Raw genomic sequence first — 24,953 nt, 5'->3', positions numbered from 1 at the left:
TCAGCGCTTCCGGTTCCTTTCCTTGCGCCTGCGCCACTGGCGGATCAGCCAGATCCGCCAGCCCCAGCGGACTGCCAGATAGCCGCTGATCGACAGCGTGGCGGCGAGCAACACCAGGCCGAGCGCCAGCGGTTTGCCGAGTCCGGCCATCCAGTCGATCAGGGCGGGAATCCAGGCCGAGAAGCGCATGCCCTCGAGTTCGGGCGGGGCAACGAAGTCCGTGCCGTTCAGGCCCATCACCAGGCTGCCGAAACCGTAGGCGAGCACGTACAGCGGCACGATCGTCAGGGGATTGGTGTAGAGCGTGGTCAGCAGCGCCAGCGGCAGATTGACCCGGAAGGCCACACACATGATGGCCGCGCCGAGCATCTGCAGCGGGCCGGGAATCAAGCCGCAGAAAAGACCCACTGCCACGGCGCCGGCCGCGGAGTGGCGGTTGAGGTGCCACAGCCGCGGATGCAGCAGCGTGGACGAGAACGGCCTCAGCCAGCGGTTCTGGCGGATGCTTTCGTGGTCCGGCAGGAAGCTCTTGAGTCGTTTGCGCATGGTCTGTTCGAGGCGCGAAAGTTTAGCAGCGGAGCGCGGATGCCGCGCGGCACGCCGGGCGTCATTCGGTAAGCAGATGCGAGGTGCCGGGCCGTATTTGCCATTGTCATGAAAGCGATGGCAATATCGGGCGCCATGAGAGTGCTTGCCTTGTCCTTCGCTGCGGGTGTCGTGCTGCTGCAAGGGCAGGCGCAACTGCCCGATGCCACGATGGTCGGCCTGGCCGGGGCGGGCTTCATGCTGCTGTGGGCACTCGGCAATCATCACACCGGCGGCCCGGCGGGCGAAGCGGGCAGGGTACATGCGCTGCGGCGTTGCGGGCGCGCGCTGGTGGCGATCGGGCTCGCTTTCGTGCTGGGGTTCGGCTGGGCGGCGCTGCGTGCCGAGTGGCGGCTGGCGGACGAATTGCGCGGCGATCTCGAAGGCGTCGACGTCGAACTGACGGGATACGTCGCCGATCTGCCGCAAGCATTGGATGAAGGCGTGCGCTTCCGCTTCGAGCCGGATGCGGCGGTCGAAGGCGTGCCCGGCAAGCTGCTGCTGTCGTGGTACAGGCCGCGCGGCAGCACCGAGGCGCCGCCGGTGGTGAAGCCGGGAGAGCGCTGGTATTTCACCGTGCGGCTCAAGCGTCCCCACGGCTTTCACAATCCCGGTGGTTTCGACTACGAAGCCTGGCTGCTGGAGCGCGAACTGCGCGCGACCGGTTACGTGCGCAGTGGTGCCCGGCGCCTGGAGGCAGTAGGCATCAGGCCGATGGATGCGGTGCACCGGCTGCGCGATGCGGTGCGCGAGCGATTCACCGCCGTGCTCGGCGATGCGCCCTATGGCGGCATCCTGGTGGCGCTGGTGATCGGCGACCAGCGCGGCATTCCCTCGGCACAATGGGACAGCTTCCGCCGTACCGGCGTGGCACACCTGGTCGCCATCTCAGGCATGCATATAACATTGGTCGCGACGGTCGCCGGCATGGTGTTTGGCGGCGTGTGGCGCAGGCTGCCGTGGCTGGTGCTGCGCTGTCCGGTGCGCAGGGTGCAGGCGCTGGCGGCGGTGCTGGCCGGCACCGCTTATGCCTTGCTGGCGGGAATGGGCATTCCGGTGCAGCGTGCGCTGATCATGCTGTTCGTGGTCGCCATCGCAGTGTACCGCGGCCGTTCCATTCTACCTTCGCGGGTGCTGGCGCTGGCCTTGCTTGCGGTACTGATCGCCGATCCCTGGGCCTGCCTGTCGGCTGGCTTCTGGCTGTCCTTCGGCGCGGTGGCGGCGATCGGCTTCGTGCTGGGCGGGCGGCAGCACGGCGCGATCGGCTGGCGTGCCGCGGTGCGTGTCCAGCTCGGCATCAGCCTCGCGCTGCTGCCCCTGCTGGTGCTGCTGTTCCAGTCGCTGCCGCTGCTGTCGCCGGTGGCGAATGCGCTGGCGATTCCGCTGGTGAACTTCATCGTCACGCCGCTTGCGCTGCTGGCGGCGCTGTTGCCGCTGGATTTTCTGCTGCACTGGGGCCACATGGCGACGGTGCTGTTGATGGTCTGGGTCGAATGGCTGGCGGCGTTCGAGCCCGGCTACTGGCGCCAGCCCGCGCCGCCGATGTGGCTCGGGATGCTGGCGATGCTTGCGGTGGCCGGGGCGATGCTGCCGCGCGGCACGCCGGGCAGGTTGGCGGCGCTGGCCGTCCTCGCCGCCTTGCTTGCCTGGCCGCCGCCACGTCCCGAAGCCGGCGGCTTCGTCGTGCGGGTGCTGGACGTGGGGCAGGGGCTGGCGGTGCATGTGCAGACCGCGAGCCATGATCTGCTGTTCGATACCGGTCCGCCTTATGGCGCGTATGCCGATGCCGGCAGCCGGGTCGTGCTGCCTTATCTGCAGGCCCTCGGCGTGAGAAGCCTCGACGGCGTGGTGCTGTCGCACGACGACAGCGACCACGTCGGCGGCGCGCAGCATCGCCGGGGCGCTGCATGTGGAGCGCTGGTGGTCGTCCGGGGAGGCGGCGGCGATTGCCGGTGATGCGGCAATGGTCACCCCATGTGTGTCGGGGATGCGCTGGAACTGGGACGGTGTGGAGTTCGCCTTCCTGCACCCGGACGGCGAGGCACCGCGGCCTGCCGGCAGGCGGCACGACAACGACCGTTCCTGCGTGCTGCGCGTGGCCAGTCCGGCGGGCGTGCTGCTGTTGCTGGGCGATGTCGAATCTGCGGGCGAGCAGGCGATGCTGGCGCGCCACGGCGAGGCTGCGCTGGCGGCCGACGTGGTGGTCAGCGGGCATCACGGCAGCCGCTCGTCCTCGTCCGCCGCGCTGGTGGATGCCACGCTGCCGCAGGCGGTGATCCATTCGGTGGGGCATCGCAACACCTTCGGCCATCCGCACCCACAGGTATGGGCGCGCTGGGCGGCGGCCGGTGCGCGCAACTGGCGCACCGACAGCCAGGGGGCGGTGGAGGCGGTGTTCGCGGCCGACGCCGATGCGGGAGTGAGCCTGACGGCACAGCGTCTGCGCGAGCCGCGCTATTGGCACGGCCGATGAGGTGTGGCCGGAGAGGGCGACCAGCCAGGGCGGCCGGCCAGGATGGTGGATGAGTCCTTTTCCCGCAAGGGGCGATAGGAGCCTGCTGCAAGCGGAGGCAGCGACTCGTTCATGCGACTGTTCCATGCCGCCGTGCGGGAGAAAACGCATGACCGGGGCACGATGCTAGACTGCCCCCGAAGCGACTACCCGAGGAGCCCACCATGTCCCTGTTCTCCGAACTCAGCCGCGTATTCGAACCACCGACCCCGCCGCGCCGCCCGAAACATGGTGTGCGCGAGCGCCGCGTGCAGTGCATCGGCCCGCACGGGCTGCATCGCATGGCCTATACCGAATGGGGCGACGCCGACAATCCGCGCGTGCTGATCTGCGTCCATGGGCTGACGCGCAACGGGCGCGACTTCGACGATCTGGCGCAGGCGCTGGCGGACGATTTCCGCGTCGTCTGCCCCGACGTGGTCGGCCGCGGGCGCAGCGACTGGCTGGGGGTCAAGGAGGACTACGGCTTCCCGCTCTACGTGTCGGACATGATCGCGCTGATCGCACGCCTGAACGCCGAACAGGTCGATTGGGTCGGCACTTCGATGGGCGGCATCATCGGCATGCTGATCGCCAGCCTGCCGCACTCGCCGATCCGGCGGCTGGTGCTGAACGACGTCGGCCCGGTGATCACCGCGGTGTCGCTGCAGCGCATCGGCCCCTATGTCGGCACGGCACCGCGCTTCGCCACGATGGAAGAGGCGGATGCCTACCTCCGGAAGGTCAACGCACCTTTCGGACCGCTGACCGACGAACAGTGGCGCCATCTGGCCAATTACTCGGTGCGCCCGGTCGGCGGGCCGGACGGCGGCTTCGTCATGATCTACGATCCGGCGATCGGCGAAGTCTTCCGCGCCACGCCGGCGACCGAGGACATCGACATGTGGCCGGTCTACGAGCGCATCGGCTGCCCGACGCTGGCCCTGCGTGGCGCCGAGTCCGACCTGCTGGAACGATCGACGCTGGAAGCGATGGCACAGCGTGGACCGTGCGCGAAACTCATCGAGTTCGAAGGCGTAGGCCACGCGCCGATGCTGATGGACCCGGAACAGATCCGCGTTGTCGGCGACTTCCTGAAATCGAGCTGACGGCGGCTTGGGCGCGCTCCGCCGCGCCCGGCCTGCCGCGCTTCACCAGCCGGGGTTCAGGCGCTTCGCTTCGGCGATCTCGGCGCGGATCGTGCGATAGTGCTCGAAGCGGCGCGGCGCGATGCGGCCGTCGGCCAGCGCTTCGAGCAGGGTGCAACCCGGTTCGGCTTCGTGCCGGCAGTCGCGGAAGCGGCATTGGCCCAGCAGCGGACGGAACTCGATGAAGCTCTCGGCCAGTTCGTCGGCACTCACGTGAGCGAGGCCGAACACCTGCAGGCCGGGGCTGTCGATGAGCCAGCCGGCGCCTTCTGCCGATTTTGCTTCGTCGATGGGCGACTCGCCCAGGGGGTACAGACGGGCGAAGGTGGTGGTGTGCTTGCCCGAATCCAGCGCCTCGGATATTTCGCGGGTGGCAGCCTGGGCGTCCGGGATCAGCGCATTGGTCAGCGTCGATTTGCCCATGCCGGACTGGCCGACGAGGATGGACCGCAGGCCCGCCAGGCGCTCGCGCAAGCCGGCCGCGCCCTGCAGGGCGGAAATTTCGATCACTTCGTAGCCGAGGGCGCGGAAGGGCGCGAGCTGGGTGCGCGCCGCATCCAGCCTGTCGCCCAGGTCGGCCTTGTTGAGGACGATGATCGGTGTGATGTCCTGGCTTTCCGCGGCGACGATGCAGCGCGACACCAGCAGATCGGAAAAACCCGGCTCGGTGGCGACGACGATCAGGATGTGGCTGAGGTTGGCGGCGATCAGCTTCTCGCGGAAGGCGTCGGAACGCCACAGCAGGTTGCGGCGCGGAACCAGCGAATCGATGACGCCCTGGCCGTCGCCGCCCGGCGCAACGCGGACGCGGTCGCCGCAGGCGAAGCTGCTCTTCTTGCCGCGGGTGTAGCACTGCAGCCGGCCCTCGGCGGTGGCGACTTCGTAGTGCCGGCCGAAGGCGGCGACGATGAGGCCATCGATCGTGGCGTCATTGCCCTTCTTGCGCTGCTGTTTTCCGTGGCTCACTGAAACTTGTAGTAGTGCTGGTTGAGGTAGGCGGCGAGGTGCTGCTCGTCCTCGGGGAAGAGGTCGAGATTGAGCATCGTCGTACAGGTGGTGATCTGCTGGGCCAGCGCGCTGGCGGTGGTGACGCGGCGCTCGAAGCGGGTGTAGATCTCGGTGCCGTCCTCGCCGCCGAATTGCCTGGCGTGGCATTCGACGCAGTGTTTCGCGTGCATTGCCTTGCCTTCGGCGGGGTCGCCGTCGGGGAAGGGGTTTGCGTTTGCGGACAGCGCCGCGGCAGCCAGCAGGCCTGCCGCGGCAGCTCTCAGCGGGGCGGTGCGAAGCAGTGGTCGGGTATTCATTTTTTCGTCTCCTCCGGTCGGGGCTGGGCTACAGGGACTGCAGGTGGGCGATGCGCATCGCTGCGGGCGGATGCGAGTCGAAGAAGCGCGAATACAGCGGATCGGGCGTCAGCGTCGAGGCGTTGTCGCGATAGAGCTTCACTAGCGCGCTGACGAGGTCCGCGGCCTGCGTCTGCTGCGCGGCGTAGGCGTCGGCCTCGAACTCGTGCACCCGCGACCAGTGGCTCATCAGCGGCCCGAGCGGAAAGGTGAACACCGGCAGTGCCAGGAAGAACAGCGCCAGCGCGGTGGCACTGTCGGTCGCCTCGGCGCCGAGGCCGGTGAAGAACCACGGCTGCCCGGCCAGCCAGCCGAGCAGGGCGAGCAGCGCGAGGCTGGCGGGGGCGATGAGGGCGAAGCGCTTGACGATGTGGCGGTGGCGGAAATGCCCCAGCTCGTGTGCCAGCACCGCCTCGACTTCATCGGCGTTCAGCTTGTCGAGCAGGGTGTCGAAGAACACGATCCGCTTCGAGGCGCCGAAGCCGGTGAAATAGGCATTGCCGTGGGCCGAGCGGCGCGAGCCGTCCATGACGAACAGGCCTTGAGACTTGAAGCCGCAGCGCGCCAGCAGACCTTCGACCCGTGCCTTCAGCGCCTCGTCGGCCAGCGGCGTGAAGCGGTTGAACAGCGGCGCGATGAAGGTCGGCCACACCAGCATCACGAGCAGGTTGAAGCCCATCCAGAAAACCCACACCCACAGCCACCACAGGCTGCCCATCGCCGACGCCAGCCACAGCAGCACGGCCAGCAGCGGCAGGCCGATGATCGCGGCCAGCACCGCCTCGCGCGCCGAGTCGGCGGCGAACAGCGCCGGCGTCATGCGGTTGAAGCCGAAACGCTTCTCGATGACGAAGGTGCGCAGCAGCACGAAGGGCAGGTCCACCAGCCAGCCCAGCACGCCCAGCGTGGCGAGCAGGGCGACGCCGTGGGCGATGCCGCCGGGTACGAACACGGCCGACCAGGCGTCGTGGATCGCCTGCAGGCCGCCGCCCAGCGTCAGCAGCAGCACGAAGGCCGCGCCGATGGCGATCTCGGCCATCTTCAAGCGCGTGCGTGCGGCGGTGTAGTCGGCCGCGCGCTGGTGCGAGCTCAGCGGAATGGATTCGGCGAAGGCCGGCGGCACGCTGTCGCGGTGGGCCTGCACGTGGCGGATCTGGCGCCGCATCAGGCCTGTCCGGACGGCCAGGCTCAGCAGCAGCAAGGCGACGAAGAGGACGGCAAGGCCGTTGGCGAAGGAGGAAAGGGAATCGGCTTGCATGGGGCGGTCGTCGGTGTGTACGGAGGGCGAGGCGGCGGGGCGCAGGCCCGTTCTATGACACAATCGCGCCCTCTAATGTTTCGCATGAACACGACAGGAAGGCGCACGGATTATGGCACAGGACCCGAATACGCTGATATGGCTGGACATGGAGATGACCGGCCTCGAACCGGACCGCGATCGCATCATCGAGATCGCCATCGTCCTGACCAACGAAAAGCTCGAAACCATCGCCGAAGCGCCGGTGATCGCCGTGCACCAGCCCGATTCGGTGCTCGACGCGATGGACGACTGGAACAAGAACACCCATGGCAAGTCCGGCCTGATCGAGCGCGTGCGCGCCTCGACGGTGTCGGAAGCCGAGGCCGAGGCGCAGATGCTGGCTTTCCTGAAGGAGTGGGTGCCGGCGCGGACTTCGCCGATGTGCGGCAACTCGGTATGCCAGGACCGCCGCTTCCTCGCGCGCTGGATGCCGCAGTTCGAAGCCTGGTTCCATTATCGCAACCTCGACGTATCGACGCTGAAGGAACTGGCCAAGCGCTGGCGGCCGGAAGTGTACGCCGGCGTCAAGAAGGCCGGCGCGCATACCGCGCTGGCCGACATCCAGGAATCGATCGCCGAGCTGCGTCACTACCGCGACACCTTCCTGCGCTTGGAATGAGGATGCGGGGCGGCGGCGGCCGCATGTGGAGCCCGTTCGGCCGGCAAAGGATCGAGCCGCGCGCGGCATGAAACAGCCCGCCTCTAGCGAATTTCTTGATTTTCCCGCCGCCGTCTTGACCCTGGCGTTCACCGCCGATCACCATGCCTGCGCTCGGTACGCGCCGCAGCGAACAACAAATAACAGCCCCGCTCAAGGAGACAAGGCATGAAACTGATTCACGGGCTCGCCCCCATCATTCTGGGCGTATCGGCCGCCTCCGTGGCCGCCGATGCGCCGACCCTGCAGGTCGAGGAAGAGGTCGTCATCGCCGCACCGGCGGACAAGGTCTGGGACAAGGTCAGGAACTTCGACGACCTGGGCGCCTGGCATCCGGCAGCGCAAAGCACGGAAATCGTCGAAGGCAGCAACAACGTCGCCGGTGCGGTGAGGCTGATCACCTTGCCGGACGGCGGCACGATCAAGGAAAAGCTGCTTTCCTACGACGACGCCGGCAAGACCTTCAAATACGTGATCCTGGAAGGCGTGCTGCCGGTCAGCAGCTACGAGTCCGTCGTTTCGGTGAAGGCGGACGGCGCGAACCAGACCAGGGTGGTCTGGCGCGGCGACTTCAAGCGCAAGGACGCCAGCGCCAAGCCTGCTGCGGGGGCGACGGACGAAGATGCGACGACGACGATGACGGCTGTCTATCGTGGCGGCCTCGACAATCTGAAGAAGATCTCCGAGTAAGTTTTCCGGCAGACCGGCCAGTCGTGGGTCCGGCTGGTCTGCCGCCGTCGGCAGTCTGACGTCTCTCCGGCCGCGCACTGTGGGATGATCGCGGTCTCGTTCTTCGACGGCTTCTTCATTTTGGTCACATCCACTGCTTCGCCGGCTTTGCCCGAATCTCCCTGGCCGGACCTTCCGCCGCCGCTTGCGCCGCGCGAGCAGCGGGAAATCCTGCAACTGGGGCGCAGTCGCATCGACGCCTATGCGTGGATGAAATTCATTCCGCAGTCGGGATCGCGCAGCCTGGACCTGCTGCCCTCGCCATTGCGCGAGCACCTGAAAGCGGAAATGGACTACGCGCAGGGCATTCTGCGTCCGCTGGGGCCCGAGGCCGGGCGCTTCCATCGGCGCATGGTGGAGCGGGCGCCCGAGATCACCGAGCCCTTGCCCGCTTCGTCCAGAGGCTGGCGCTACGATTTCAAGCTGCCGGCCGGCTGCTCGCACCGCATCTTCTGCCGCATGGGGCCGGACGGGGAAGAGCAGCTTCTGTTCGACGAGGCCGACCGCGCCAGCGGCCATGCCTACTATCGTGCCACCGGCCACCAGCACAGCCCGGACGACCGCTGGTTCGCCTGGGCGGAAGACGTGGTCGGCGCGGATCGCCACCGCATCTGCGTGCTCGACATGGTGTCCGGCATCATCCGCACCGTGGTGGAGGCCGATGCCTTCGGCTACGGCGGTTTCACCTTCTCGCCGTCGTCCCGCCACCTGTTCTGGGATCTGGCGCGATGGACACAGCCGGCCGACGCGCCTGTATCGCTCGCCGGTCGAGGGCGGCGAGGCGGTGCTGGTGCATGAAGAGCACGACCCGGCGATCTTCATGCAGGTGGCCCGCACCGCGGCGGACAGCTTCGTCGCCCTGACGCTCGGTGGTCCGGACGTCAGCGAGGTCCGTCTGATCGCTGCCGGTGCCGAAACCGAAGCACCGCGAATCCTGCGGCCGCGCCAGCGCGGCATCCGCTACGAGGTGAATGAGTGGGGCGATGCGCTGCTGATGCTGACGGATGCCGACGGTGCCATCGACCGCAAGCTGCTGTGCCTCGACCCGGCGAGCTTTGCTGTGCGGCGCGAGCTGGTGCCGCACCGGCCCGGCGTTCCGATCATCGCCGTGCTGCCCTTTGCCGATGCGCTCGTGCGGCTCGAGCGTGTCGAGGGTCTGCAACGGCTGGTGCTGACCTATCCCGACGGCAAGGAGACGACGGTCGGCTTCGACGAGCCGGCCTATTGCCTCGAACTCACGCCCGCCCAGAGCTATGCGGCCCGGCAGGTGCGCATCGTCCATCAGACGCCGGCCAGTCCGCCGCGCTGGATCGACGTCGATTTCGCCAGCGGGATGTGTTGCGTCGTCGGACAGGAGCGCCTGAAGGGTTTCGATCCTGCCGCGTACCGGGTCGAACGCCTGCACGCGCGGGCGGCGGATGGAGAAAGCATCCCCATCACCGTACTGTCCCGCCGCGATGCGGCCGCAGAGACGCCGCTGCCCTTGCTGCTGACGGGCTATGGCGCCTACGGCATCGCCAGCGAAGCCCGCTTTTCCCTGCCCGCGACCGTGCTGGTGGACGCCGGCTTCCGCTATGCCATCGCCCATGTCCGCGGCGGATCGGAAAAAGGCGCGCGCTGGTATCGCGACGGCTGCCGCATGAACAAGCGCAACTCGATGACGGATTTCATCGCCTGCGCGCAGCACCTGCAGGGCATCGGCCATGCCGCGCCGGGCAAAATCGTGGCCCATGGCGTATCGGCGGGCGGGCTGCTGGTGTGCGGCGCGATGAACATCGATCCGCAATCGTGGGCCGGCGTGATTGCGCAGGTGCCTTTCGTCGACATGCTCAACACCATGAGCGACGCCGATCACCCGCTGGTGCCGCTGCTGCGCCCGGATTGGGGCGATCCGCTCGCCGACCCCGAGGCCTACGACTGGATCGCTTCGATCTCGCCCTACGAGAACGTGAAGCAGGCAGCCTATCCGCCGCTGCTATGCACCGCCGGCCTGAAGGACGACCGCGTCCCTTACTGGGAGCCGGCAAAGCTGGTGGCGAACATCCGCCATCTGTCCACTGGCGGCAATCCGGCCGTGCTGCAGCTGGACCCCGACAGCGGCCACCAGCAGAGCGACGACCTCGACCGCGAATTTGCCCAGGCAGCGCTGTTCTGGGCCTTCGCGCAGCACTGCGTGACCGTGGCCTGATTCGGCTCAGGCCGGCTGGCCGGCCGCTGCCATTGCCTGTTCACTGCGCGCCTGCATGAAGGAACGCATGGCGCAGAATGCCGACACCGCAAGCGCCGGAATTGCGGTGGCGCTGATCGCGTCCAGCATGTGGCCGTCGAACACTTGATCTGACAGCGTGCCGGCCAGCAGCGGGCCGGCGGCGCTGAACACCGACACCACGAAGCTCCAGATCGCGAAGCTGCGCGCCCGAAGCGGGGCAGGGATCAGATCCTGCAGCATGGTCGGCACCAGCGCATTGGCCGTGCAGGTGACGAACAGGAAGAGCCCGACGACGACGAAGGCCTGCTCCAGCGTCCGCGCCGAGGCCAGCAGCAGGATCGCCGGCACCGCCAGCATCACCGACACGCCCATGATCAGCGGGCGCACCGCGCGGCCAAAACGCCGCGCCATCACGCGGTCGAGCAAACCGGCGACGGGCAGGCAGCCGATGGTCGTCATCAGCACGATGACGCCCATCGCATTGCCGATATCGGCGGGGACCGCCTCGAACCGGCGTTCGAGCGCCAGCGCAATCAACTGGTTGAGCGCCTGCACGGCAACCAGCAGGCAGCCCGCGACGCCGGCGAACAGCGCAACCGCCCGCCAGCGCTGCCGCAGGAAAAGCCGCAGCGATGCGGCCGCGGCGAGATCGGCGGGCGCGGTGCGACGTGGCGGATCCGCGGTCAGCAGCCCGAGCAGCAGCAAGGGGACGCCGGCAAAGGACAGCAGCAGGAAACCCTTGCGCCAGGCTTCGATGCCCAGCGGAATCAATGCATCCGCGGTGGCCAGAATGGCGCCGCCGAAATAGAAGCCGCCGCTGGCGCCGAGCGCCATCAAGGCCGCGAAGCTGAGGTTGGCCAGCACGCGGTGCCGCTCCGGCGCCAGGTCCGGGATCATCGAATAGACCAGGGGCACCATTGCGAACTCGGTGATGCCCGCCGCCGAGCGGCCGATGAAGAACAGCGGGAAACTGGGCGCGAGTGCGCTCAATACCATCATCGCGGTCGAAGCCAGGATCAGGCACAGCAGCACGCGCTTGCGCGAAAAACGATCGGCGAAGCGCGCCAGCGGAATCGCCAGCGCACTGCCGACCAGCACGCCTGCGAGCCCCTGCAAGGCACCCAGCATGGCGTCGCTGATGCCGAAGCTCTTCTGAATGGCAGAGAGCGATATGGCCTGAAGGCCCATATCGCTCATCTGCACGCCGGCGGTGATGCCCAGGAAGGCGACCGTGAACAAGGCCTGGGGCGTCCACGCCGGGGGGGCGTGGACGCCGTGCTCATACGTTTTGCTCATCGGGTCGCCATTCGGCGCTGCGGAAGGATCAGTTCCACTGGTACTGCAACTGCACATCCACCGTCCGTTCGTTGCCGTAGTAGCAGTAGAAGTCGCAGCCGCTGACGTACTTCTTGTCGGTCAGGTTGCGGGCGTTGAGCTGCACCGCCCAGGCACGGTCGATCTGGTAGCGCGCCATGAAGTCGAGCAGGGTGTAGCTGTCGATGCGCTCGCCCGGGTAGTAGCGCTCATCCTCGGTCGAGCCGTTGTAGCGCGCGCCCGCTGCCAGCGTCAGGCCCTGGCTGTTGGGCAGTTCGAGGCGATGGCTGAGCCACAGGCTGGCCTGGTGCTTGGGCAGCAGCGGCGTGCGGATGGTCTGGGTGTCGGTGACGTCCTGGCGCGAATGGTTGTGGGTGTAGGACAGCTTGAGCGCGGTATTGGGCGTCAGGTTGAAATCGCCTTCCAGCTCCACGCCCTTGTTGGTGCGCTTGCCGGTCTGGGTCTGGATGTTGGAGGCATCCGAGACCAGCGCATTCTTTTCCTCGACGTCGAAGTAGGCCAGCGTGATGGTGCCGTCCAGCCAGCTCGGCTGCAGCTTGACACCCACTTCGGTCTGCTGTCCCTCGTAAGGCCGGTAGGCCTTGCCGTAGCCGTCCACGCCGGCAACCGGCTTGAACGACTCGGAGTAGCTGATGTAGGGCGAGATGCCGTTGTCGCCGATGTACATGGCACCGACGTTGACGCTGTTCTTGCTCTCGTCGTAACTGGAGTCGGCACCATTGACGCTGCCGTCGTTCTTGACGCGGTCGTGGCGGAGGCCGGCATTGAAGTTCCAGTTCGCCCCCAGTCGAAGCTGGGCGGAGGCATAGACGCCGACTTGCTTCGAATCGATGTCGTACGGCGTGCCCGTCACCGCGAAGGGCTGGCCGTAAACCGGTGCGAACATGTCCAGGTTCGGCACGTAGCCGAAGCCGTTGTTCCGGCCGAAAGTGTCTGATTTCAGATAGTCGATGCCGAAGCTGGGCAGGATCTCCACGCTGTCGCTCAGGCGCAGGCGGCCGCTGACGCGGTTGTCGATGTAGTGGGTCTTGGTCTTGCCGTCGGTGAAGGAGTAGCCGCGCCACAGTTGGCGGTCTCCGTCCGAGTTCCAGGCGAAGACGTTGAGCTGGTCGAGATCCAGGTGGGAGAACTTGTAGTTCTGCGTGAACGTCCAGTCGTTGGCGAACTTGTGGCTGAACAGCCAGCCGGCGCTGATCTGGGTGCGCTCGAGCTTGTCGGCATCGGGCTCGCCGACGTGGGTACGCCGGTCGATCCGGCCGTAAGGCGTCTTGATGATGGTGCCGTAGGCCGGCAGGAAGCCGTTGGTCGGGTTGCCATCCTCGCGCTGGATGCTGCCCAGCAGCGTCAGCGTGGTACGGTCGCTGAAGTCGATGCTCAGGCTCGGAGCCAGGTAATGGCTCTTCATGTCGGTGCCGCGCTGCATGCCGTCTTCGTTGCGGGTCTGCGCGACGATGCGGTAATAGACCGAGCCGTCTTCGTTGGCCAGGCCGTTGTAGTCGGCGCTGATGCCGCGGCGATCGCGCGTGCCGACTTCAGCATTCAGCTGCAGCGATTCCTTCTTGTGCGGACGCTTGGTGATGAGGTTGACCACGCCGCCCGCCTCGGAGGCGCCGAACACCAGGGAATTGGGCCCCTTCAGCACTTCGACCGACTCGACGCCGAAGATCTCCGGCTTCCAGACGAAGAAGCCGTTCGGCGTCGTCGGCGTGCCGTCCAGCATCGTGGAGGCGTCGAAGCCGCGGATCTTGAACCATTCCACCTTGTTGTCGCCGCCGAAAGGCTCGCTGAGGATGCCGGCCTGGTACTGCAGCGCCTGGTCGAGCTTGCGCGCGCCTTGCGCTTCGATGCTCTGCCGGTCGATCACCGCGCTGGAGTTCGGCGCGTAGAAATCCAGGCTTTGCAACTCGTCGACCGAGCCGACCACGGTCACGGCCTGCAGCGTCTGCGCCGAATCACCGGCCGTTGCCTGGGCCGCCGCATCGAGCCCTTGCGCATGGATCGGCCCTGCCAGCCCCATGCCCCCCGTCGTTGCCAGAACCGCCCACATGATGGGTGTGTACGTCAGTTTCCTCATGATTTGTCTGCCTAGAGTCGATCGAGAAGAGGGTGTGGGAAAGGCTGGTGCGTCCAGTCCTTGGGTTTGTTGCGACGCTGTTCCGCGCAGCCTGCGGATTTTATATGTAATCGAGAATTATTTACAAAATCATCAAAAAAATTGCAATGTGGACAAAAGGCAGCATCAGCCGGCGCAGCTTGAAGCCCATGAAGCACGGCTCCGGATGCGGCGCACTGGCCGTTCTACAGAGGGGGTGGATCAGGCTCTCGGAGCCGAACGGACACGCCGGCTTCAAGACGGCTGATGCCGATCGAAGCCTAAGCGCGTCATTCACACCAGCGGACAAGGCCGGCAGCAGCGACTGTGGAATCCGGCATCCGGTAGCGCAAGCCTCGAGGCGGCAGAGGCTAGGTTCCACGTTTCCCCGCTCAGGGCAGTTCCCGCCTCAACAGCACGAAATGCTCCGCCCGCCGCCCCGCGCCGCGCTGGAACTCCCACACGGCCTGCCACTCCGGCGCGAGCGGCGTCTGCTGCGGAGCATCGTCCATCACCAGCAGCAGCGGGCAGGGCGTGCTGTCGTCGATGATGCGTTCGGTGCGCAGGCCGGCGAAATAGTCGAGCGAGGTTTTGACGTGCGCCGGCAGGCCGGTGGTGGCGATGCAGGCGTCGGGGCTGGTCTCGCGTTCACCGGTGACGGCGATGTCGAGCGAGCGGACCATTTCGCGGTAGCTGCGGCTGTTGTCGAACCAGGGCATCAGCAGCACGACCGCCAGGCACCACAGCATGGTCAGGCCGATGGCCCAGTTGGCGGGGGCGCGCGAGCTGGAGCGTGGCAGTTTCCACAGCAGGGCGATCCAGATCAGGCTGATCACCGCGCCGAGCACGGCCTGGAAGACCGGGTCGGGCAGCACGAAGTCGGGAGCGTTGCGGGCGACGTGGCGGGCGAGGCCGGGCGGCCAGCCGGCGGACTGGGCGGACCAGGCGAGCCACACCAGGATGCCGAACACCGCCAGGCTCATCAGCGAGAACCAGTCGAAGGCATTGGCCGCGCCGCGCCGCAGGCTGGGCACGCCGCCGGCGGCGAGCAGGGCCATGGCGGGCAGGATGGGCAGTGCCGCGGCCTGGGAGAGGTCGCCGGCAGCGACGAAGACCGCGATCGTCAGCAGGGCGCTGAGGCCCGGCAGCAGCCAGCGCAGGTCGCCCAGCGTGCGCCGGCCACGCCACAGGCTCCACAGCGCGATGGGCCACAATGGCCAGGTGAACCAGCCGAACAGTTCGAGACCGCGCATGATCTCGACCGATGCCAGCGGATCACTGCCGAGGCGCGCCCATTCCGTGCGCAGCCACAGGTTCAGCAGCTCGGGCTGGTGGAGATGGACGGCCAGCGGCCACAGCGCCGACAGCGTGAGGGCGAGGCACAGCCCCAGCAGCAGGGCGCCGCTGGCGCGCGGGTTGCGGCAGTCGCTGCTGAACAGCATGATCAGCGGGAACAGCGGCGCGGTGAGCAGCAGCCCGCCGAGGCCGGTGGAGAGGAAGGCCAGGGCGCTGCCGAGGCCGGCGAGCAGGGCGCCGCCGAGGGGGATTGCGGCACGCGCGACAGGCCGCGCAGCGTCAGCGCGACTGTCGCCACGAGGGCGAGCAGGGGCTGGGTTTCGTGGGCGTGGAGGACGAGGCCGAGCGCGCCCAGCATCAGCAGCGCGCCGGGGGTGCGCGCCGGCCGGCCGTACAGTGCTTCCGCGCTGCGGGCGGAGAAATACACGCCGAGCGCGACGAAGAGTGCGCTCGCCAGGCGGGCGCCTTCGTGCAGCGCCAGAAAACCGCTGCCGGCCCAGGCCAGCAGGGCGCCGGTCCAGTAATACAGCGGCGGATAGTCGGGCAGGGCTTCGCCGGCCAGCATCGGGAACAGCCAGCCCTCACCCTGCAGCATGCTCAGGATCGGCCCGAAATGGCGGGCGTCGTCGCCGCGCCAGGGATCGTGCCCGGCCAGGCCGACGAGCAGGTAGAGGCCGACCAGCAGCGTGATGCCGAGCGTGCCGTAGATACGGCGCTGCAACAGGGAGGGCGTTTCGGGTTCTCGAATCATGCGCGCATTGTGGGGCGGAGCGCTCCGGCAGGCAAAGGCGGCGGCTTGAAGCCGGGTTGGGCTTCGAGCTGAACGATGGTTTCGACGATAAAAAAGGCAGCCGCGGCTGCCTTTTTTGCGAAGTGCCGCGAGTCCGACTGAGCGGGGGGCACGAATCCGGCTGTGCAGCCGCGATCAGCTGGCGCGCTGGACGCTGCCGTACTTCTGGCGGAAGCGCTCGACGCGGCCGGCGGTGTCGACGATCTTCTGCTTGCCGGTGTAGAACGGGTGGCAGGCGGAGCAGACTTCGACGTGGTACTGGGGCTTGCCGACGGTGGAGCGGGTGGTGAAGGTGTTGCCGCAGGAGCAGGTCACGTTCACGTCGTCGTATTTCGGATGGATGTCCGCTTTCATGGTGTCTTCCTGATGCGCGCGGGCGGCGGTTGTGACCGCCCTGAGTGGTAAAGAGGCGGAATTATCCGCGACTGGGCAATGGCTGGCAAGTGGAAATCGGCTTGCGGCCGCGTCTGGATTAGAATTCCGCTCCCCGCGCGGCTTGCCGCGCCTCCGATGAACCCGTTTCGAGGAAGTACCGGTTTGCGCCTGCTGCTCGCTCCGATGGAAGGCCTGCTCGATGACGTGCTGCGTGCCGCGCTGACCGCGTCGGGCGGTTACGACCACGTGGTGACCGAGTTTGCGCGCGTGTCCGGCACGCTGCTGCCCGAGCGCTTCTTCCGCCGCATTGCGCCGGAGCTGCGGCAGGGCAGCCGTACCGCGGGCGGAACGCCGGTGCATGTGCAGTTGCTCGGCTCCGACCCGGCCTGCATGCACGACAACGCCGCGCGGCTGGCCGGCCTGGCACCGGCGGGCGTGGATCTCAACTTCGGCTGCCCGGCGCCGACGGTGAATCGCCATCGCGGCGGTGCGGCGCTGCTGAACGAGCCCGAACTGCTGAACCGTATCGCCGTTGCCGTGCGCGCCGCCGTGCCGGCATCGATTCCGCTCAGCGCCAAGATGCGGCTGGGCATCGACGACGCGGGGCGGGCGATCGAATGCGCGCAGGCGCTGAGCGAAGGCGGTGCCGGCACGCTGGTCGTGCATGCGCGCACCAAGGCCGACGGTTATCGCCCGCCGGCGCACTGGGAGTGGGTCGCCCGCATCGACGATGCCGTGGCGGTGCCGGTGGTGGCCAATGGCGAAGTCTGGAGCGCGGCCGACTGGCGGCGCTGCCGGGCGGTGTCCGGCGTCGACGACGTGATGCTGGGCCGCGGCGCGGTGGCAGACCCTTTCCTGGCCGCGCGCATCCGTGCCGGCAGACTGGAACAGCCCGATGCCGAGGAGCGGGCGCATGAATGGGCGGCGCTGCTGCCGCTGCTCGGCGCCTTCCGCGAGCGCGTCAGGCACAAGGTCGAGGCGAAGCATGCACCCGGGCGCATCAAGCAGTGGCTTCACCTGCTGGCGCGCAACTACCCGCAGGCGCAGCAGCTGTTCGCCGCCATCCGCAGCCTGCGCACGCTGGCCGAAGTCGACGGCGTGCTGCTGCGCCACGGCGTGCCGGCGCCGGCCATCAATCCATCGAGCATCGCATGAGCTACGCCAACTCCCGCATTCCGCAAAGCGCCCAGGGCGGCATCCACGAGCGCCTCGGCGCGCTGGTGCGCAAGCATCTCGCCGAGCCTTTCCGCAAGCCGGTCACGCCCTACAACCGCGAAGCCTTCGAGCTCAGCCTGGCCGGCTGGGACGGCAAGGCGCCGCTGATCCTGGATGCAGGCTGCGGCGTCGGCCACAGCAGCATTCAGATCGCGCGCGCCTATCCCGAGCACTGGGTGATCGGCGTCGACCAGTCGCAGGATCGGCTCGAGCGCAGGAAGCCTTATCCGGACGCGCTGATGCCGCGCAACCTGGTGTTCGTCCGCGCCGACCTGGTCGATTACTGGCGTCTGCTGGATGAAGCGGGTCTGCGGCTGGCGCGGCATTACATCCTGTATCCGAATCCCTGGCCCAAGATCGGGCATCTGGCCCGGCGCTGGCATGCGCACCCGGTGTTTCCCTTCATCCCGCGTCTCGGCGGCGTGCTGGAATGCCGCAGCAACTGGGATGTCTATATTCAGGAGATGGCGGCGGCGCTGTCGATCGCGCTCGGGCGGGGATCTGCGGTGGGAAAGCTTCCCCGCCGAAGTGCCGATCAGTCCTTTCGAGCGCAAGTACCGCGATTCCGGCCAGACGCTGTACCGGCTCGAAGTCGATCTGCGCGGCGAGCCCTGCTGATTCGCTTGCCGTCCGGCGCGGCTTCGGCCACCCTTGCAGCCATTTCCGGAGAATTGCCATGACCGAGCCCCACAACCCCTATCTGATGAGCGACGAGGATTTCGAGGCACTCGAAGAAGTGCTGACCTCCGACATCGTCCCCGAGGACTGCATGGACCTCGAGATGCTCGACGGCTTCCTCGCCGGCGTGCTGATCTCGCCGCGGCCGATTCCGGTGGAGCGCTGGCTGCCGGACGTCTGGTCCGCACATGGCGAGGAGGCGAGCTTCAGCGGCGGCCGCGGGCTGCAGCGGGCGATCCGCCTGGTGAAGGCCTATTACAACGAGATGGTGAGCACGCTCGGCCTCGACGACGATGACGAGATCTGCTGGGAGCCTTTCTGCTTCGCCATCGCCGAAGGCGACACGCTGAAAGTCGGCGAGGAATGGCTGGAAGGCTTCGCCCAGGGCCTGGATCTGTGGCCGCAGGGTTGGGAAGAAGGCCTGGACGAAGAGACCGTCACCGCCGTGCGGGATACGCTGGACGAAGTGCTGGCGCCGTGGGCGGAGGATTCCGCTGCCGAAGCCGGCGAGGAGACGCGCCTGGAATGGCTGGGGGCGATGGGCGAAGCGGTCAACGACATCTATGCGCATTGGCGGGATGCCGGTATTCCGGCGCCGGCACTGCTCGAAGCGGATGCGCCGCGCGAGCCTGCCGCCACCGGCCCCGGCCGCAACGACCCTTGCCCTGCGGCAGCGGCAAGAAGTTCAAGAAGTGCTGCGGCGCGCTCGACGATGGCGGGGCAGCCTGACGACCACTGCACGCGTTGCGGCGCGTGCTGTGCCGCCTTCCGCGTCGATTTCCATCATTCCGAACTCGAAAGCGCCACGCCGGGTGGCGTTCCCGACGGCCTGACGGTGCCGGTCACGACCACGCTGGTGCGCATGCGCGGCACCGATGCCGCGCCGCCGCGCTGCGTGGCGCTGGCCGGCGAGATCGGCACGGCGGTGCGCTGTACGCTGTATGCCAGCCGGCCTTCGCCGTGCCGGGACTTTGCGCCCTATGCGGCGCTGGGCATCGGCGAGGACGCCTGCGATCGTGCCCGTGCGCGGCATGGGCTGCCGCCGCTGGGCTGATTTCATTCCTGAAAACATTTCTGGCGAACGACTGATTAAAAAAGGCTTTCTGGATGTTTTCGGGCGCTTTTCGCGGCGCGAGGAGCCTGTGCGGCAGAACACACTGCCGGCAACTGTCTTGAGTGACGATGGAAGCATCGCACGTTGAGCGACTTTCGCGCGCTGCATTTGGAAGAACTATCGGCCTTGCTCGCGGAGGCGGTGAAGCTGGGGACGATTGCGGTGGATGGCATCAAGGTCAAAGTGGAAACTCGCGTGCTTGGCGCTGAATTTGCGACGGATGGCGACATTAGCATGAAGGCTAAAGGCGAAAACGCCGCGCACCTCGGGTTGGGCTTTGCGACGCTGCGAGCGCGCTTGGACATGAATTCGTGCCCAGGGGGGCGTACTCAGCCACCGTTTCCTCAAACATCGAATTTGCGACTGGCGATGCCGCTAGATTTCTTCTGCCGCGTGAACTCCTCGCCGCCGATCGCATCTGCAATTCGATCGGTAGCCCATCTTCAGCGGCAGGCACGCAGATCTACTATGGTTTGTACGCTATCCGGACCGAGTACGAAATCTACAGCAAACGGGGCGATGCAGCCGTGCCACTCTCTGCCTGCTACCGGTGCCAGCCAAAGGCGGTTGGCGTCTGGCGCAAAGCGACAGACCTCGAACTCAGTGAAATCTGGAATACGGCTTAACCAATGAGCAATCGCCTTGTAACCGGCTTCTTTGGCAGAGAAGATTAACGTAGCCAGCGCCGGGTATATTTCTGGCTGTAGCAGCACACGTTCGGCGGCGGTGCAGCACAAGGCAAGTATGCTTTCCAGTCGCTCGCCTGTTGCGATATTTTCACAATCCAGTCCGATGCCGCCAGCGCCATTGCTGCGCCCCACCATGGCTGCTGCCAACGTTGGGCTATGGCTGATAGAGCCGACAAAACCCTCTGGCCACATTGGCACCCCATCGGCATTGCGGCCAACGTTGGCCGCCACACAACCCAGCCTGCTCAGTGCCTGCTCGGCACACAACCTGCCGGCTAGAAAAGACAATTGCCGCGCCCGAACCGCACGAGCCGGCATCATGGGATGTAGGCTAGCCAGTGACACCCCGTGCAATAAAGCATCCAGCGCTGGTAGGGATACACTGCAGCCAGCTATCTCTCTTCCTGTACCGGGCAAGTCCTCCCACAACGTCGACAGAGCAGTCATCAGCGCCGGCATAGTCAGCTTGTCCATCATAGCGTGTGCAGCATGGCACTAACCTTATGGAAAGTAAGGCCCTATAGAAAGCATATTGACACTTAGGTTGTTGGAAGAACGATCTGACGAGACTGGGCAATCGTTCAACCCGGCGTAGTGTGTCTAGGACCGGTTGTTTCGTTTTGTCCTTGGCTTGCACCAGAGTGCGTCCGAAGTTTGCTCGAAAGGGTCTGAGTGGATTATCAGAATATTACGTTGATGCCGACCCCCAGGCTGCGCCCCCGGCCCGGCGCGCCGATGCGGGCGTCCGATCCACCAGGGAAATAGGGGGCGATGTAATAGCCATACAGGTCGTACTGTTCGTCGAGCAGATTGTCGGCCCACAGATAGACTTCGGTACCGCCTTGCTGCAGGCCCAGGCGCAGATCGAGTTTGTTATAGGCTTTCAGATCAAAGGTGTTTTGCGGATCGGCCGGACGCTTACCAACGTAGCGGTTGGTGAGCTTGGCGTTGAGGCGCGGAGTGGCCATGCCGAGTATCGCGGGCAGCGCGGCTTCGTAGGTGGCAGATAGCATGGCGCCCCAGCGCGGCACTTCCGGCACACCGTTGCCGCTGCGTACCCCGCCGTCGCCGCCGGTGGTACCAGCACCCTTGATCCTCGCCCGTGTATAAGCGATGCCGCCCGACAGAGTGAGCGCATGGGTCGCACGCCATTGCGCGTCGAGTTCGAAGCCGCGGCTTTCGGTGTCGCGGTTGTCCTTGTTGGTGGTCATGCTCTGAGGATCGAACATCAGCATGTGATCGTCCTTGACCTGGTTGAAGAACAACGCGGCATTCAGCGCTAGACGCATGTCGCTGCTCTCGTATTTGAAGCCGGTTTCGTAGCTGTTCACGGTGGCCGCCTTATAGGGCTCATCGGGCAGGAAGGCGGTATTAAAGTTGGTGCCCTCGTCGTCGAAGCCGCCGGCCTTGTAACCGCGTGCGTAGATGCCATAGGCGTTGAGTCGCGGGCTGAGTGCGTGGCCCAGGGCGATGCGCCCGGTGGCGTAGCTGTCCGAAAGCTTCTGGTTGTCGCGTGCCTCGCGGATCGGGCTGCTGTTGTCGGGGCTGGCGATCCACAGGGCCTTGTAGGTCTTCTTTTCGCGCGTATAGCGTCCGCCCAGGGTCAGTTTGGTGGCGTCGGTGAGCGGATAGGTGGCTTCGGCGAAGATCGCGTCGGCGTCGGTGGTGAAATCGCGGAAGGTGTCGGAGGCGGTCGGGTTGTCCGGGTAGAAGGTGTCGTAGGAGTCGATGCGGTCCAGCGAACGGTTGGAACGGAAGCTGTTGAGCCCGACCACCCAGAACACGCGCGCTTCCGGCGCCGAGGCCAGGCGTACTTCGTGGTTCCAAGCCTTTTCGCGCGTCACACTGCTCCAACTCGCGTCGGGGGCGAAGCCGATCAGTTGCGTGTAGGTGCGCCCTTCGTAGATCGGCGTGGTGCTGTCGTGGTGGGTGCGCGAGTAGCCGCTGAGCAGGGTCAGCACGGCGCGGTCGAAGTCATGCTTGAGTTCGGCGTTGTAGCGGTTGACCGCGCGGCGGTTCGATTCGCCGCCCGGCGGGCCGTCGATTTGCGCCGGATCGCCGTAGGGATGAAGCAGATAGACCCAGTCGCGGTGCTTCTGCTCCTCGCGTCCGGCACTCAGGTTGAGCGTAGTGGCAGCGCCGATCTGCCACAGGAGGCTGGCACGGCCGGTCTGTTCGCGCGGCTTGTTCAGCGGTTTGCCGTCGCGCATGTTCTCGATGTGGTTGTCGATGCCCGAGCCGCGCAGTGCGACGCGCGCGGCCACGCTGTCGCTGAGCGGGCCGCTGACCACGCCCTCGATCAGTTGGTGGTTGTCCTCGCCGATTTCCGCGCGCACCTGGCCTTCGAACCAGCGCGTGGGCTTGCGCGTGACGATGTTGACCGCACCGGCTTCCGAATTGCGCCCGTACAGCGTGCCCTGCGGCCCCTTGAGCACTTCCACGCGTTCCACATCGAGTACGTTCAGCGTCGCGCTGGCAGCCGACATCGGTATGCCGTCGACGTTGAGGATCACCGATGTGTCGTCGCCGCTGACCTTTTGCAGCGCGCCGACGCCGCGTATGCGTAGGGTGGTGTTGGCCACCCCCATGTTGGTGACGAAATCGATCCCGGGGGTCTGCCGCAGCACGTCTTCCAGCGTGTGTAGGCGGCGCGCTTCGGCTTCCTCGCCGCTGATCGCGGTGACGCTGAAGGGGATGTCCTTGAGCTGCTCCTCGGCGCGGCGAGCACTCACCGTGACGGCCTCCAGGGTCACGATGTCGGCCGTCGCCGAGACGGTATCCTCGGCGTGCGCGGCACCCCCCGGCCACACGCCGAAGACCCCTGCCAGTGCCAGTGCCAACGGGGCGAAACGGGGCAGGAAGGCGGGTGGGCGGAGGTTGTGGCGGAACGGGGCGGTGGGTTTGGCCTGCTTGGGCGTGTTCATGGTTGTCCTCTCAAACTTCATCAAGCTGTGCGGAGTGGATGGATGACGAGACTGCCGGGCTGCGCGTGGCCGGCCGGTAGGGCCGTGTCAGCGCACGCCGGCAGCGGCAGGCAGAAGGGCACGCGCCGGCCGCCGCAATCGCGGTACACCTGCTCGGTGCGCAGGCCGAACAGGGTTTCGGTGAGCTGGCCGTCGACGATGCGCAGCGGCGGGCCGTCGGCGACGATGCGCCCGTCGCGCATCGCCAGCAGCCGGTCGGCGTACTGGCTTGCTTGGTTGATGTCGTGCAGCACCATGGCGATGGTCAGGCCGTGTTCGCGCTGCAGCGCGGCGAGCAGTTCCAGCAGTTCCGCCTGGTGGCCCATGTCCAGCCAGGTGGTGGGCTCGTCGAGCAGCAGGATGTCGGCCCGCTGTGCCAGCGTCATCGCCAGCCAGGCGCGCTGGCGTTCGCCGCCGGACAGGGTGCTGAACGGGCGCCGCTGCAGGTGGGCGATACGGGTGGCCTGCATCGCCCAGTCGATGATCTCGTCGTCGCCGGCGCCGTGGCGCGCCAGCAGCCCCTGGTGCGGATAGCGGCCGTGGCCGACCAGTTGGCGCACGCTGATGCCGTCCGGCGCCGCCGGCGCCTGGGGCAGGCTGGCCAGGCGCCGCGCGAGTATTTTCGGTTTCCAGGCCGGCAACGGGCGGCCGTCCAGGCAGACCTGGCCGGCGGCGGGTTTCAACAGGCCGCCGAGGGCGCGCAGCAGCGTCGATTTGCCGCAGCCATTGGGGCCGATGACGCAGGTGAGGGTGCCGGGGGCGAGGCGCAGTTCGGTGACCTCGACGATGCTGCGGGGGCCGTAGGCCAGTTTGAGCGCGGTGGCGTGCAGGGTCATGATTGCCTTCCTGCATGTCGTTGCAGCAGGATCAGGAAGATCGGGATGCCGATCAGCGTGGTCAGCACGCCGACCGGCAGTTCGAGCGGGCTGATCGCGGTGCGCGCGACGGTGTCCGCGCCCAGCGTCAGCAGCGCGCCGCACAGCGCGCTGACCGGCAGTAGGCGGTGCAGCTCGCTGCCCACCAGCAAACGGGCCAGGTGCGGAATCACCAGGCCGACGAAGCCGATCGGCCCGGCCACGGCGATGGCGCTGGCGGCCAGCAGCACCGCGACCACCAGCGCCGCCAGCCGCCAGCGCAGCAGATGCAGGCCCAGGCCGCGGGCGACGTCGTCGTCGAAACGTAGCAGCGACAGGGGGCGAAGCAGCAGCCACGCACCCGCCAAGCCGAGCGCGGACCATGGCAGCAGCAGCACGAGGTGGTCGAAATCGCGCCCGTAGAGGCTGCCCGCCAGCCAGATCACAGTGATTTCGGTGCGCGCCCCGCCCCAGGCCACCACGATCCACATCACCAGCGCATTGAGCACGGCACCGACGGCCACGCCGTTGAGCGCCAGCCGCACCGGGCTGATCGCGGCACGCCACGACAAGGCGAGTACCAGCAGTGCGCTGCCCAGTCCTCCAAGCAGGGCGGCGAAAGGCAGGCCGGCGAGGGTGAGTAGACGGCCGCCAGCCTGCCCCAAGGTCGCATTGATGAGGTCGGCGAGCAGCAGAAAGGCGACGATGGCCAGGCTGGCGCCGCTGGACACACCGATGACGCCAGGGTCGGCGAGTGGATTGCGGATCACCGCCTGCAGGATCAGGCCCGACAGCGCAAAATGCAGTCCAACCACCACGGCGAGTAGGCTGCGTGGCAGGCGCAGGTTCCACAGCAGCGCGTGGGTGGTGGCATCGCCCTCGCCGCTCAGCGCCAGCCAGACCTGCCGTGCCTCCAGCGGCACCGCACCGAGCGACAGCGACAGGCCCAGCAGCGCGGCCAGCGCGGCGAGCAGCGCGAGGCTCACGGCGGCGAAACGCCAACGCGGCGGCGCGGCCGCGGCGTGCGAGGCCGGCAGCAGGGGGTGCGAAGGGGCGGGCAGGTCAATACGCACCGGGCCGCCTCCGCTG

21 protein-coding genes and 4 pseudogenes are annotated in these 24,953 nt (G+C 67.0%); 12 read left to right on the top strand and 13 right to left on the bottom strand.

All coding sequences use genetic code 11. The annotated features are described in order from the left end of the window. Positions 1 to 546: a DUF2062 domain-containing protein gene (locus AAFL97_RS12290; protein WP_341645161.1), complete on the bottom strand. Its 546-nt coding sequence runs from the start codon at positions 544 to 546 to the stop codon at positions 1 to 3. Between the two features lie 135 nt (positions 547 to 681). Here AAFL97_RS12290 and AAFL97_RS12285 point away from each other — a divergent pair, with 135 nt between their 5' ends. From AAFL97_RS12285 to AAFL97_RS12275, 3 genes are all read left to right on the top strand, one after another. Further along, positions 682 to 2,541, top strand: coding sequence for a DNA internalization-related competence protein ComEC/Rec2 (locus AAFL97_RS12285; RefSeq protein ID WP_341645160.1), 1,860 nt, complete (start codon positions 682 to 684; stop codon positions 2,539 to 2,541). Between the two features lie 7 nt (positions 2,542 to 2,548). Further along, positions 2,549 to 3,058, top strand: coding sequence for a ComEC/Rec2 family competence protein (locus tag AAFL97_RS12280; RefSeq protein WP_341645159.1), 510 nt, complete (start codon positions 2,549 to 2,551; stop codon positions 3,056 to 3,058). A 203-nt stretch (positions 3,059 to 3,261) separates the two neighbouring features. After that, on the top strand, positions 3,262 to 4,185 hold the full coding sequence (locus tag AAFL97_RS12275; protein WP_341645158.1) for an alpha/beta fold hydrolase: 924 nt from the start codon (positions 3,262 to 3,264) through the stop codon (positions 4,183 to 4,185). Between the two features lie 42 nt (positions 4,186 to 4,227). Here AAFL97_RS12275 and rsgA read toward each other — a convergent pair whose 3' ends face one another. From rsgA to AAFL97_RS12260, 3 genes are read right to left on the bottom strand one after another with little or no spacing between them, the layout of a single operon-like run. Then, positions 4,228 to 5,145 carry a ribosome small subunit-dependent GTPase A gene (gene rsgA, locus AAFL97_RS12270; RefSeq protein WP_341647152.1) on the bottom strand — a complete coding sequence of 306 codons (918 nt, stop codon included), beginning with the start codon at positions 5,143 to 5,145 and terminating at the stop codon, positions 4,228 to 4,230. 41 nt (positions 5,146 to 5,186) lie between these two features. Next, positions 5,187 to 5,528 carry a c-type cytochrome gene (locus AAFL97_RS12265; RefSeq protein ID WP_341645157.1) on the bottom strand — a complete coding sequence of 114 codons (342 nt, stop codon included), beginning with the start codon at positions 5,526 to 5,528 and terminating at the stop codon, positions 5,187 to 5,189. Between the two features lie 28 nt (positions 5,529 to 5,556). Beyond that, on the bottom strand, positions 5,557 to 6,825 hold the full coding sequence (locus tag AAFL97_RS12260) for a M48 family metallopeptidase (protein WP_341645156.1): 1,269 nt from the start codon (positions 6,823 to 6,825) through the stop codon (positions 5,557 to 5,559). Between the two features lie 112 nt (positions 6,826 to 6,937). Here AAFL97_RS12260 and orn point away from each other — a divergent pair, with 112 nt between their 5' ends. The 4 genes from orn (at position 6,938) to AAFL97_RS12240 (ending at position 10,442) form a co-directional block, all read left to right on the top strand. After that, on the top strand, positions 6,938 to 7,486 hold the full coding sequence (gene orn / locus AAFL97_RS12255) for an oligoribonuclease (RefSeq protein ID WP_341645155.1): 549 nt from the start codon (positions 6,938 to 6,940) through the stop codon (positions 7,484 to 7,486). Between the two features lie 207 nt (positions 7,487 to 7,693). Beyond that, the gene (locus AAFL97_RS12250) at positions 7,694 to 8,215 is read left to right on the top strand and encodes an SRPBCC family protein (protein WP_341645154.1); all 522 of its coding nucleotides are present in this window, start codon (positions 7,694 to 7,696) and stop codon (positions 8,213 to 8,215) included. An 84-nt stretch (positions 8,216 to 8,299) separates the two neighbouring features. Continuing rightward, positions 8,300 to 9,052, top strand: a complete 753-nt coding sequence (locus tag AAFL97_RS12245) for a hypothetical protein (protein ID WP_341645153.1) — start codon at positions 8,300 to 8,302, stop codon at positions 9,050 to 9,052. Next, positions 9,039 to 10,442, top strand: coding sequence for a prolyl oligopeptidase family serine peptidase (locus tag AAFL97_RS12240; RefSeq protein ID WP_341645152.1), 1,404 nt, complete (start codon positions 9,039 to 9,041; stop codon positions 10,440 to 10,442). The genes AAFL97_RS12245 and AAFL97_RS12240 overlap by 14 nt, the downstream gene beginning before the upstream one ends. 6 nt (positions 10,443 to 10,448) lie before the next feature. Here AAFL97_RS12240 and AAFL97_RS12235 read toward each other — a convergent pair whose 3' ends face one another. From AAFL97_RS12235 to rpmE, 4 genes and pseudogenes are all read right to left on the bottom strand, one after another. Continuing rightward, on the bottom strand, positions 10,449 to 11,759 hold the full coding sequence (locus AAFL97_RS12235) for an MFS transporter (protein WP_341645151.1): 1,311 nt from the start codon (positions 11,757 to 11,759) through the stop codon (positions 10,449 to 10,451). 28 nt (positions 11,760 to 11,787) lie between these two features. Beyond that, positions 11,788 to 13,872 (bottom strand): TonB-dependent siderophore receptor, encoded by a 2,085-nt coding sequence (locus AAFL97_RS12230; RefSeq protein ID WP_341645150.1) that lies wholly within the window; start codon positions 13,870 to 13,872, stop codon positions 11,788 to 11,790. Positions 13,873 to 14,282: 410 nt separating this feature from the next. After that, positions 14,283 to 15,937: pseudogene (locus AAFL97_RS12225) on the bottom strand (ArnT family glycosyltransferase). A 174-nt stretch (positions 15,938 to 16,111) separates the two neighbouring features. Continuing rightward, a complete protein-coding gene (rpmE, locus tag AAFL97_RS12220; RefSeq protein WP_263461169.1) occupies positions 16,112 to 16,330 on the bottom strand; it encodes a 50S ribosomal protein L31 in 219 nt (72 codons plus the stop codon). Between the two features lie 156 nt (positions 16,331 to 16,486). On the opposite strand from rpmE, the gene AAFL97_RS12215 reads away from it, so the two are divergent. The 5 genes and pseudogenes from AAFL97_RS12215 (at position 16,487) to AAFL97_RS12195 (ending at position 19,446) form a co-directional block, all read left to right on the top strand. After that, positions 16,487 to 17,506: a tRNA dihydrouridine synthase gene (locus AAFL97_RS12215; protein WP_341645149.1), complete on the top strand. Its 1,020-nt coding sequence runs from the start codon at positions 16,487 to 16,489 to the stop codon at positions 17,504 to 17,506. Beyond that, a pseudogene (gene trmB, locus AAFL97_RS12210) lies at positions 17,503 to 18,184 on the top strand (tRNA (guanine(46)-N(7))-methyltransferase TrmB). The gene AAFL97_RS12215 and the pseudogene trmB overlap by 4 nt, the downstream one beginning before the upstream one ends. Positions 18,185 to 18,242: 58 nt before the next feature. Further along, a pseudogene (locus AAFL97_RS12205) lies at positions 18,243 to 18,973 on the top strand (UPF0149 family protein). After that, positions 18,957 to 19,298, top strand: a complete 342-nt coding sequence (locus tag AAFL97_RS12200; protein WP_341645148.1) for a YkgJ family cysteine cluster protein — start codon at positions 18,957 to 18,959, stop codon at positions 19,296 to 19,298. Before AAFL97_RS12205 ends, AAFL97_RS12200 begins: the two are co-directional and overlap by 17 nt. Beyond that, positions 19,261 to 19,446: a hypothetical protein gene (locus tag AAFL97_RS12195; RefSeq protein WP_341647236.1), complete on the top strand. Its 186-nt coding sequence runs from the start codon at positions 19,261 to 19,263 to the stop codon at positions 19,444 to 19,446. The genes AAFL97_RS12200 and AAFL97_RS12195 overlap by 38 nt, the downstream gene beginning before the upstream one ends. A 355-nt stretch (positions 19,447 to 19,801) precedes the next feature. On the opposite strand, the gene AAFL97_RS12190 is transcribed toward AAFL97_RS12195, so the two are convergent. The 5 genes and pseudogenes from AAFL97_RS12190 to AAFL97_RS12170 all read right to left on the bottom strand — a co-directional run bounded on the left by AAFL97_RS12190 (position 19,802) and on the right by AAFL97_RS12170 (position 24,937). After that, positions 19,802 to 20,524: a 4'-phosphopantetheinyl transferase family protein gene (locus AAFL97_RS12190; RefSeq protein WP_341645147.1), complete on the bottom strand. Its 723-nt coding sequence runs from the start codon at positions 20,522 to 20,524 to the stop codon at positions 19,802 to 19,804. A 49-nt stretch (positions 20,525 to 20,573) separates the two neighbouring features. Continuing rightward, positions 20,574 to 20,693: pseudogene (locus tag AAFL97_RS12185) on the bottom strand (IS630 family transposase); the annotation flags it as partial. A 34-nt stretch (positions 20,694 to 20,727) separates the two neighbouring features. Then, positions 20,728 to 22,971, bottom strand: a complete 2,244-nt coding sequence (locus AAFL97_RS12180; protein ID WP_341645146.1) for a TonB-dependent receptor — start codon at positions 22,969 to 22,971, stop codon at positions 20,728 to 20,730. 20 nt (positions 22,972 to 22,991) lie between these two features. After that, entirely contained in the window at positions 22,992 to 23,846 is an 855-nt protein-coding gene (locus AAFL97_RS12175) for an ABC transporter ATP-binding protein (protein ID WP_341645145.1), read from the bottom strand. Further along, entirely contained in the window at positions 23,843 to 24,937 is a 1,095-nt protein-coding gene (locus AAFL97_RS12170; RefSeq protein WP_341645144.1) for a FecCD family ABC transporter permease, read from the bottom strand. The genes AAFL97_RS12175 and AAFL97_RS12170 overlap by 4 nt, the downstream gene beginning before the upstream one ends. Positions 24,938 to 24,953 lie beyond the last annotated feature (16 nt).

The organism is Thauera sp. SDU_THAU2 (assembly GCF_038260575.1).
Lineage (GTDB): Bacteria > Pseudomonadota > Gammaproteobacteria > Burkholderiales > Rhodocyclaceae > Thauera.
The sequence above is the reverse complement of the archived record's forward strand: the minus strand, read 5'-3'. Positions and strand labels throughout refer to the sequence as shown.

Bases quoted from the DNA above. Each gene is read 5' to 3' on its own strand.
- AAFL97_RS12250 (WP_341645154.1), top strand. From the start codon at position 7,694: ATGAAACTGATTCACGGGCTCGCCCCCATCATTCTGGGCGTATCGGCC.
- AAFL97_RS12235 (WP_341645151.1), bottom strand. From the start codon at position 11,759: ATGAGCAAAACGTATGAGCACGGCGTCCACGCCCCCCCGGCGTGGACG.
- AAFL97_RS12175 (WP_341645145.1), bottom strand. From the start codon at position 23,846: ATGACCCTGCACGCCACCGCGCTCAAACTGGCCTACGGCCCCCGCAGC.
- AAFL97_RS12200 (WP_341645148.1), top strand. From the start codon at position 18,957: ATGGCGGGGCAGCCTGACGACCACTGCACGCGTTGCGGCGCGTGCTGT.
- AAFL97_RS12275 (WP_341645158.1), top strand. From the start codon at position 3,262: ATGTCCCTGTTCTCCGAACTCAGCCGCGTATTCGAACCACCGACCCCG.
- AAFL97_RS12285 (WP_341645160.1), top strand. From the start codon at position 682: ATGAGAGTGCTTGCCTTGTCCTTCGCTGCGGGTGTCGTGCTGCTGCAA.
- AAFL97_RS12260 (WP_341645156.1), bottom strand. From the start codon at position 6,825: ATGCAAGCCGATTCCCTTTCCTCCTTCGCCAACGGCCTTGCCGTCCTC.
- AAFL97_RS12215 (WP_341645149.1), top strand. From the start codon at position 16,487: ATGAACCCGTTTCGAGGAAGTACCGGTTTGCGCCTGCTGCTCGCTCCG.
- AAFL97_RS12290 (WP_341645161.1), bottom strand. From the start codon at position 546: ATGCGCAAACGACTCAAGAGCTTCCTGCCGGACCACGAAAGCATCCGC.
- rpmE (WP_263461169.1), bottom strand. From the start codon at position 16,330: ATGAAAGCGGACATCCATCCGAAATACGACGACGTGAACGTGACCTGC.
- AAFL97_RS12230 (WP_341645150.1), bottom strand. From the start codon at position 13,872: ATGAGGAAACTGACGTACACACCCATCATGTGGGCGGTTCTGGCAACG.
- AAFL97_RS12190 (WP_341645147.1), bottom strand. From the start codon at position 20,524: ATGATGGACAAGCTGACTATGCCGGCGCTGATGACTGCTCTGTCGACG.
- AAFL97_RS12180 (WP_341645146.1), bottom strand. From the start codon at position 22,971: ATGAACACGCCCAAGCAGGCCAAACCCACCGCCCCGTTCCGCCACAAC.
- orn (WP_341645155.1), top strand. From the start codon at position 6,938: ATGGCACAGGACCCGAATACGCTGATATGGCTGGACATGGAGATGACC.
- AAFL97_RS12280 (WP_341645159.1), top strand. From the start codon at position 2,549: ATGGTCACCCCATGTGTGTCGGGGATGCGCTGGAACTGGGACGGTGTG.
- AAFL97_RS12265 (WP_341645157.1), bottom strand. From the start codon at position 5,528: ATGAATACCCGACCACTGCTTCGCACCGCCCCGCTGAGAGCTGCCGCG.
- AAFL97_RS12245 (WP_341645153.1), top strand. From the start codon at position 8,300: ATGATCGCGGTCTCGTTCTTCGACGGCTTCTTCATTTTGGTCACATCC.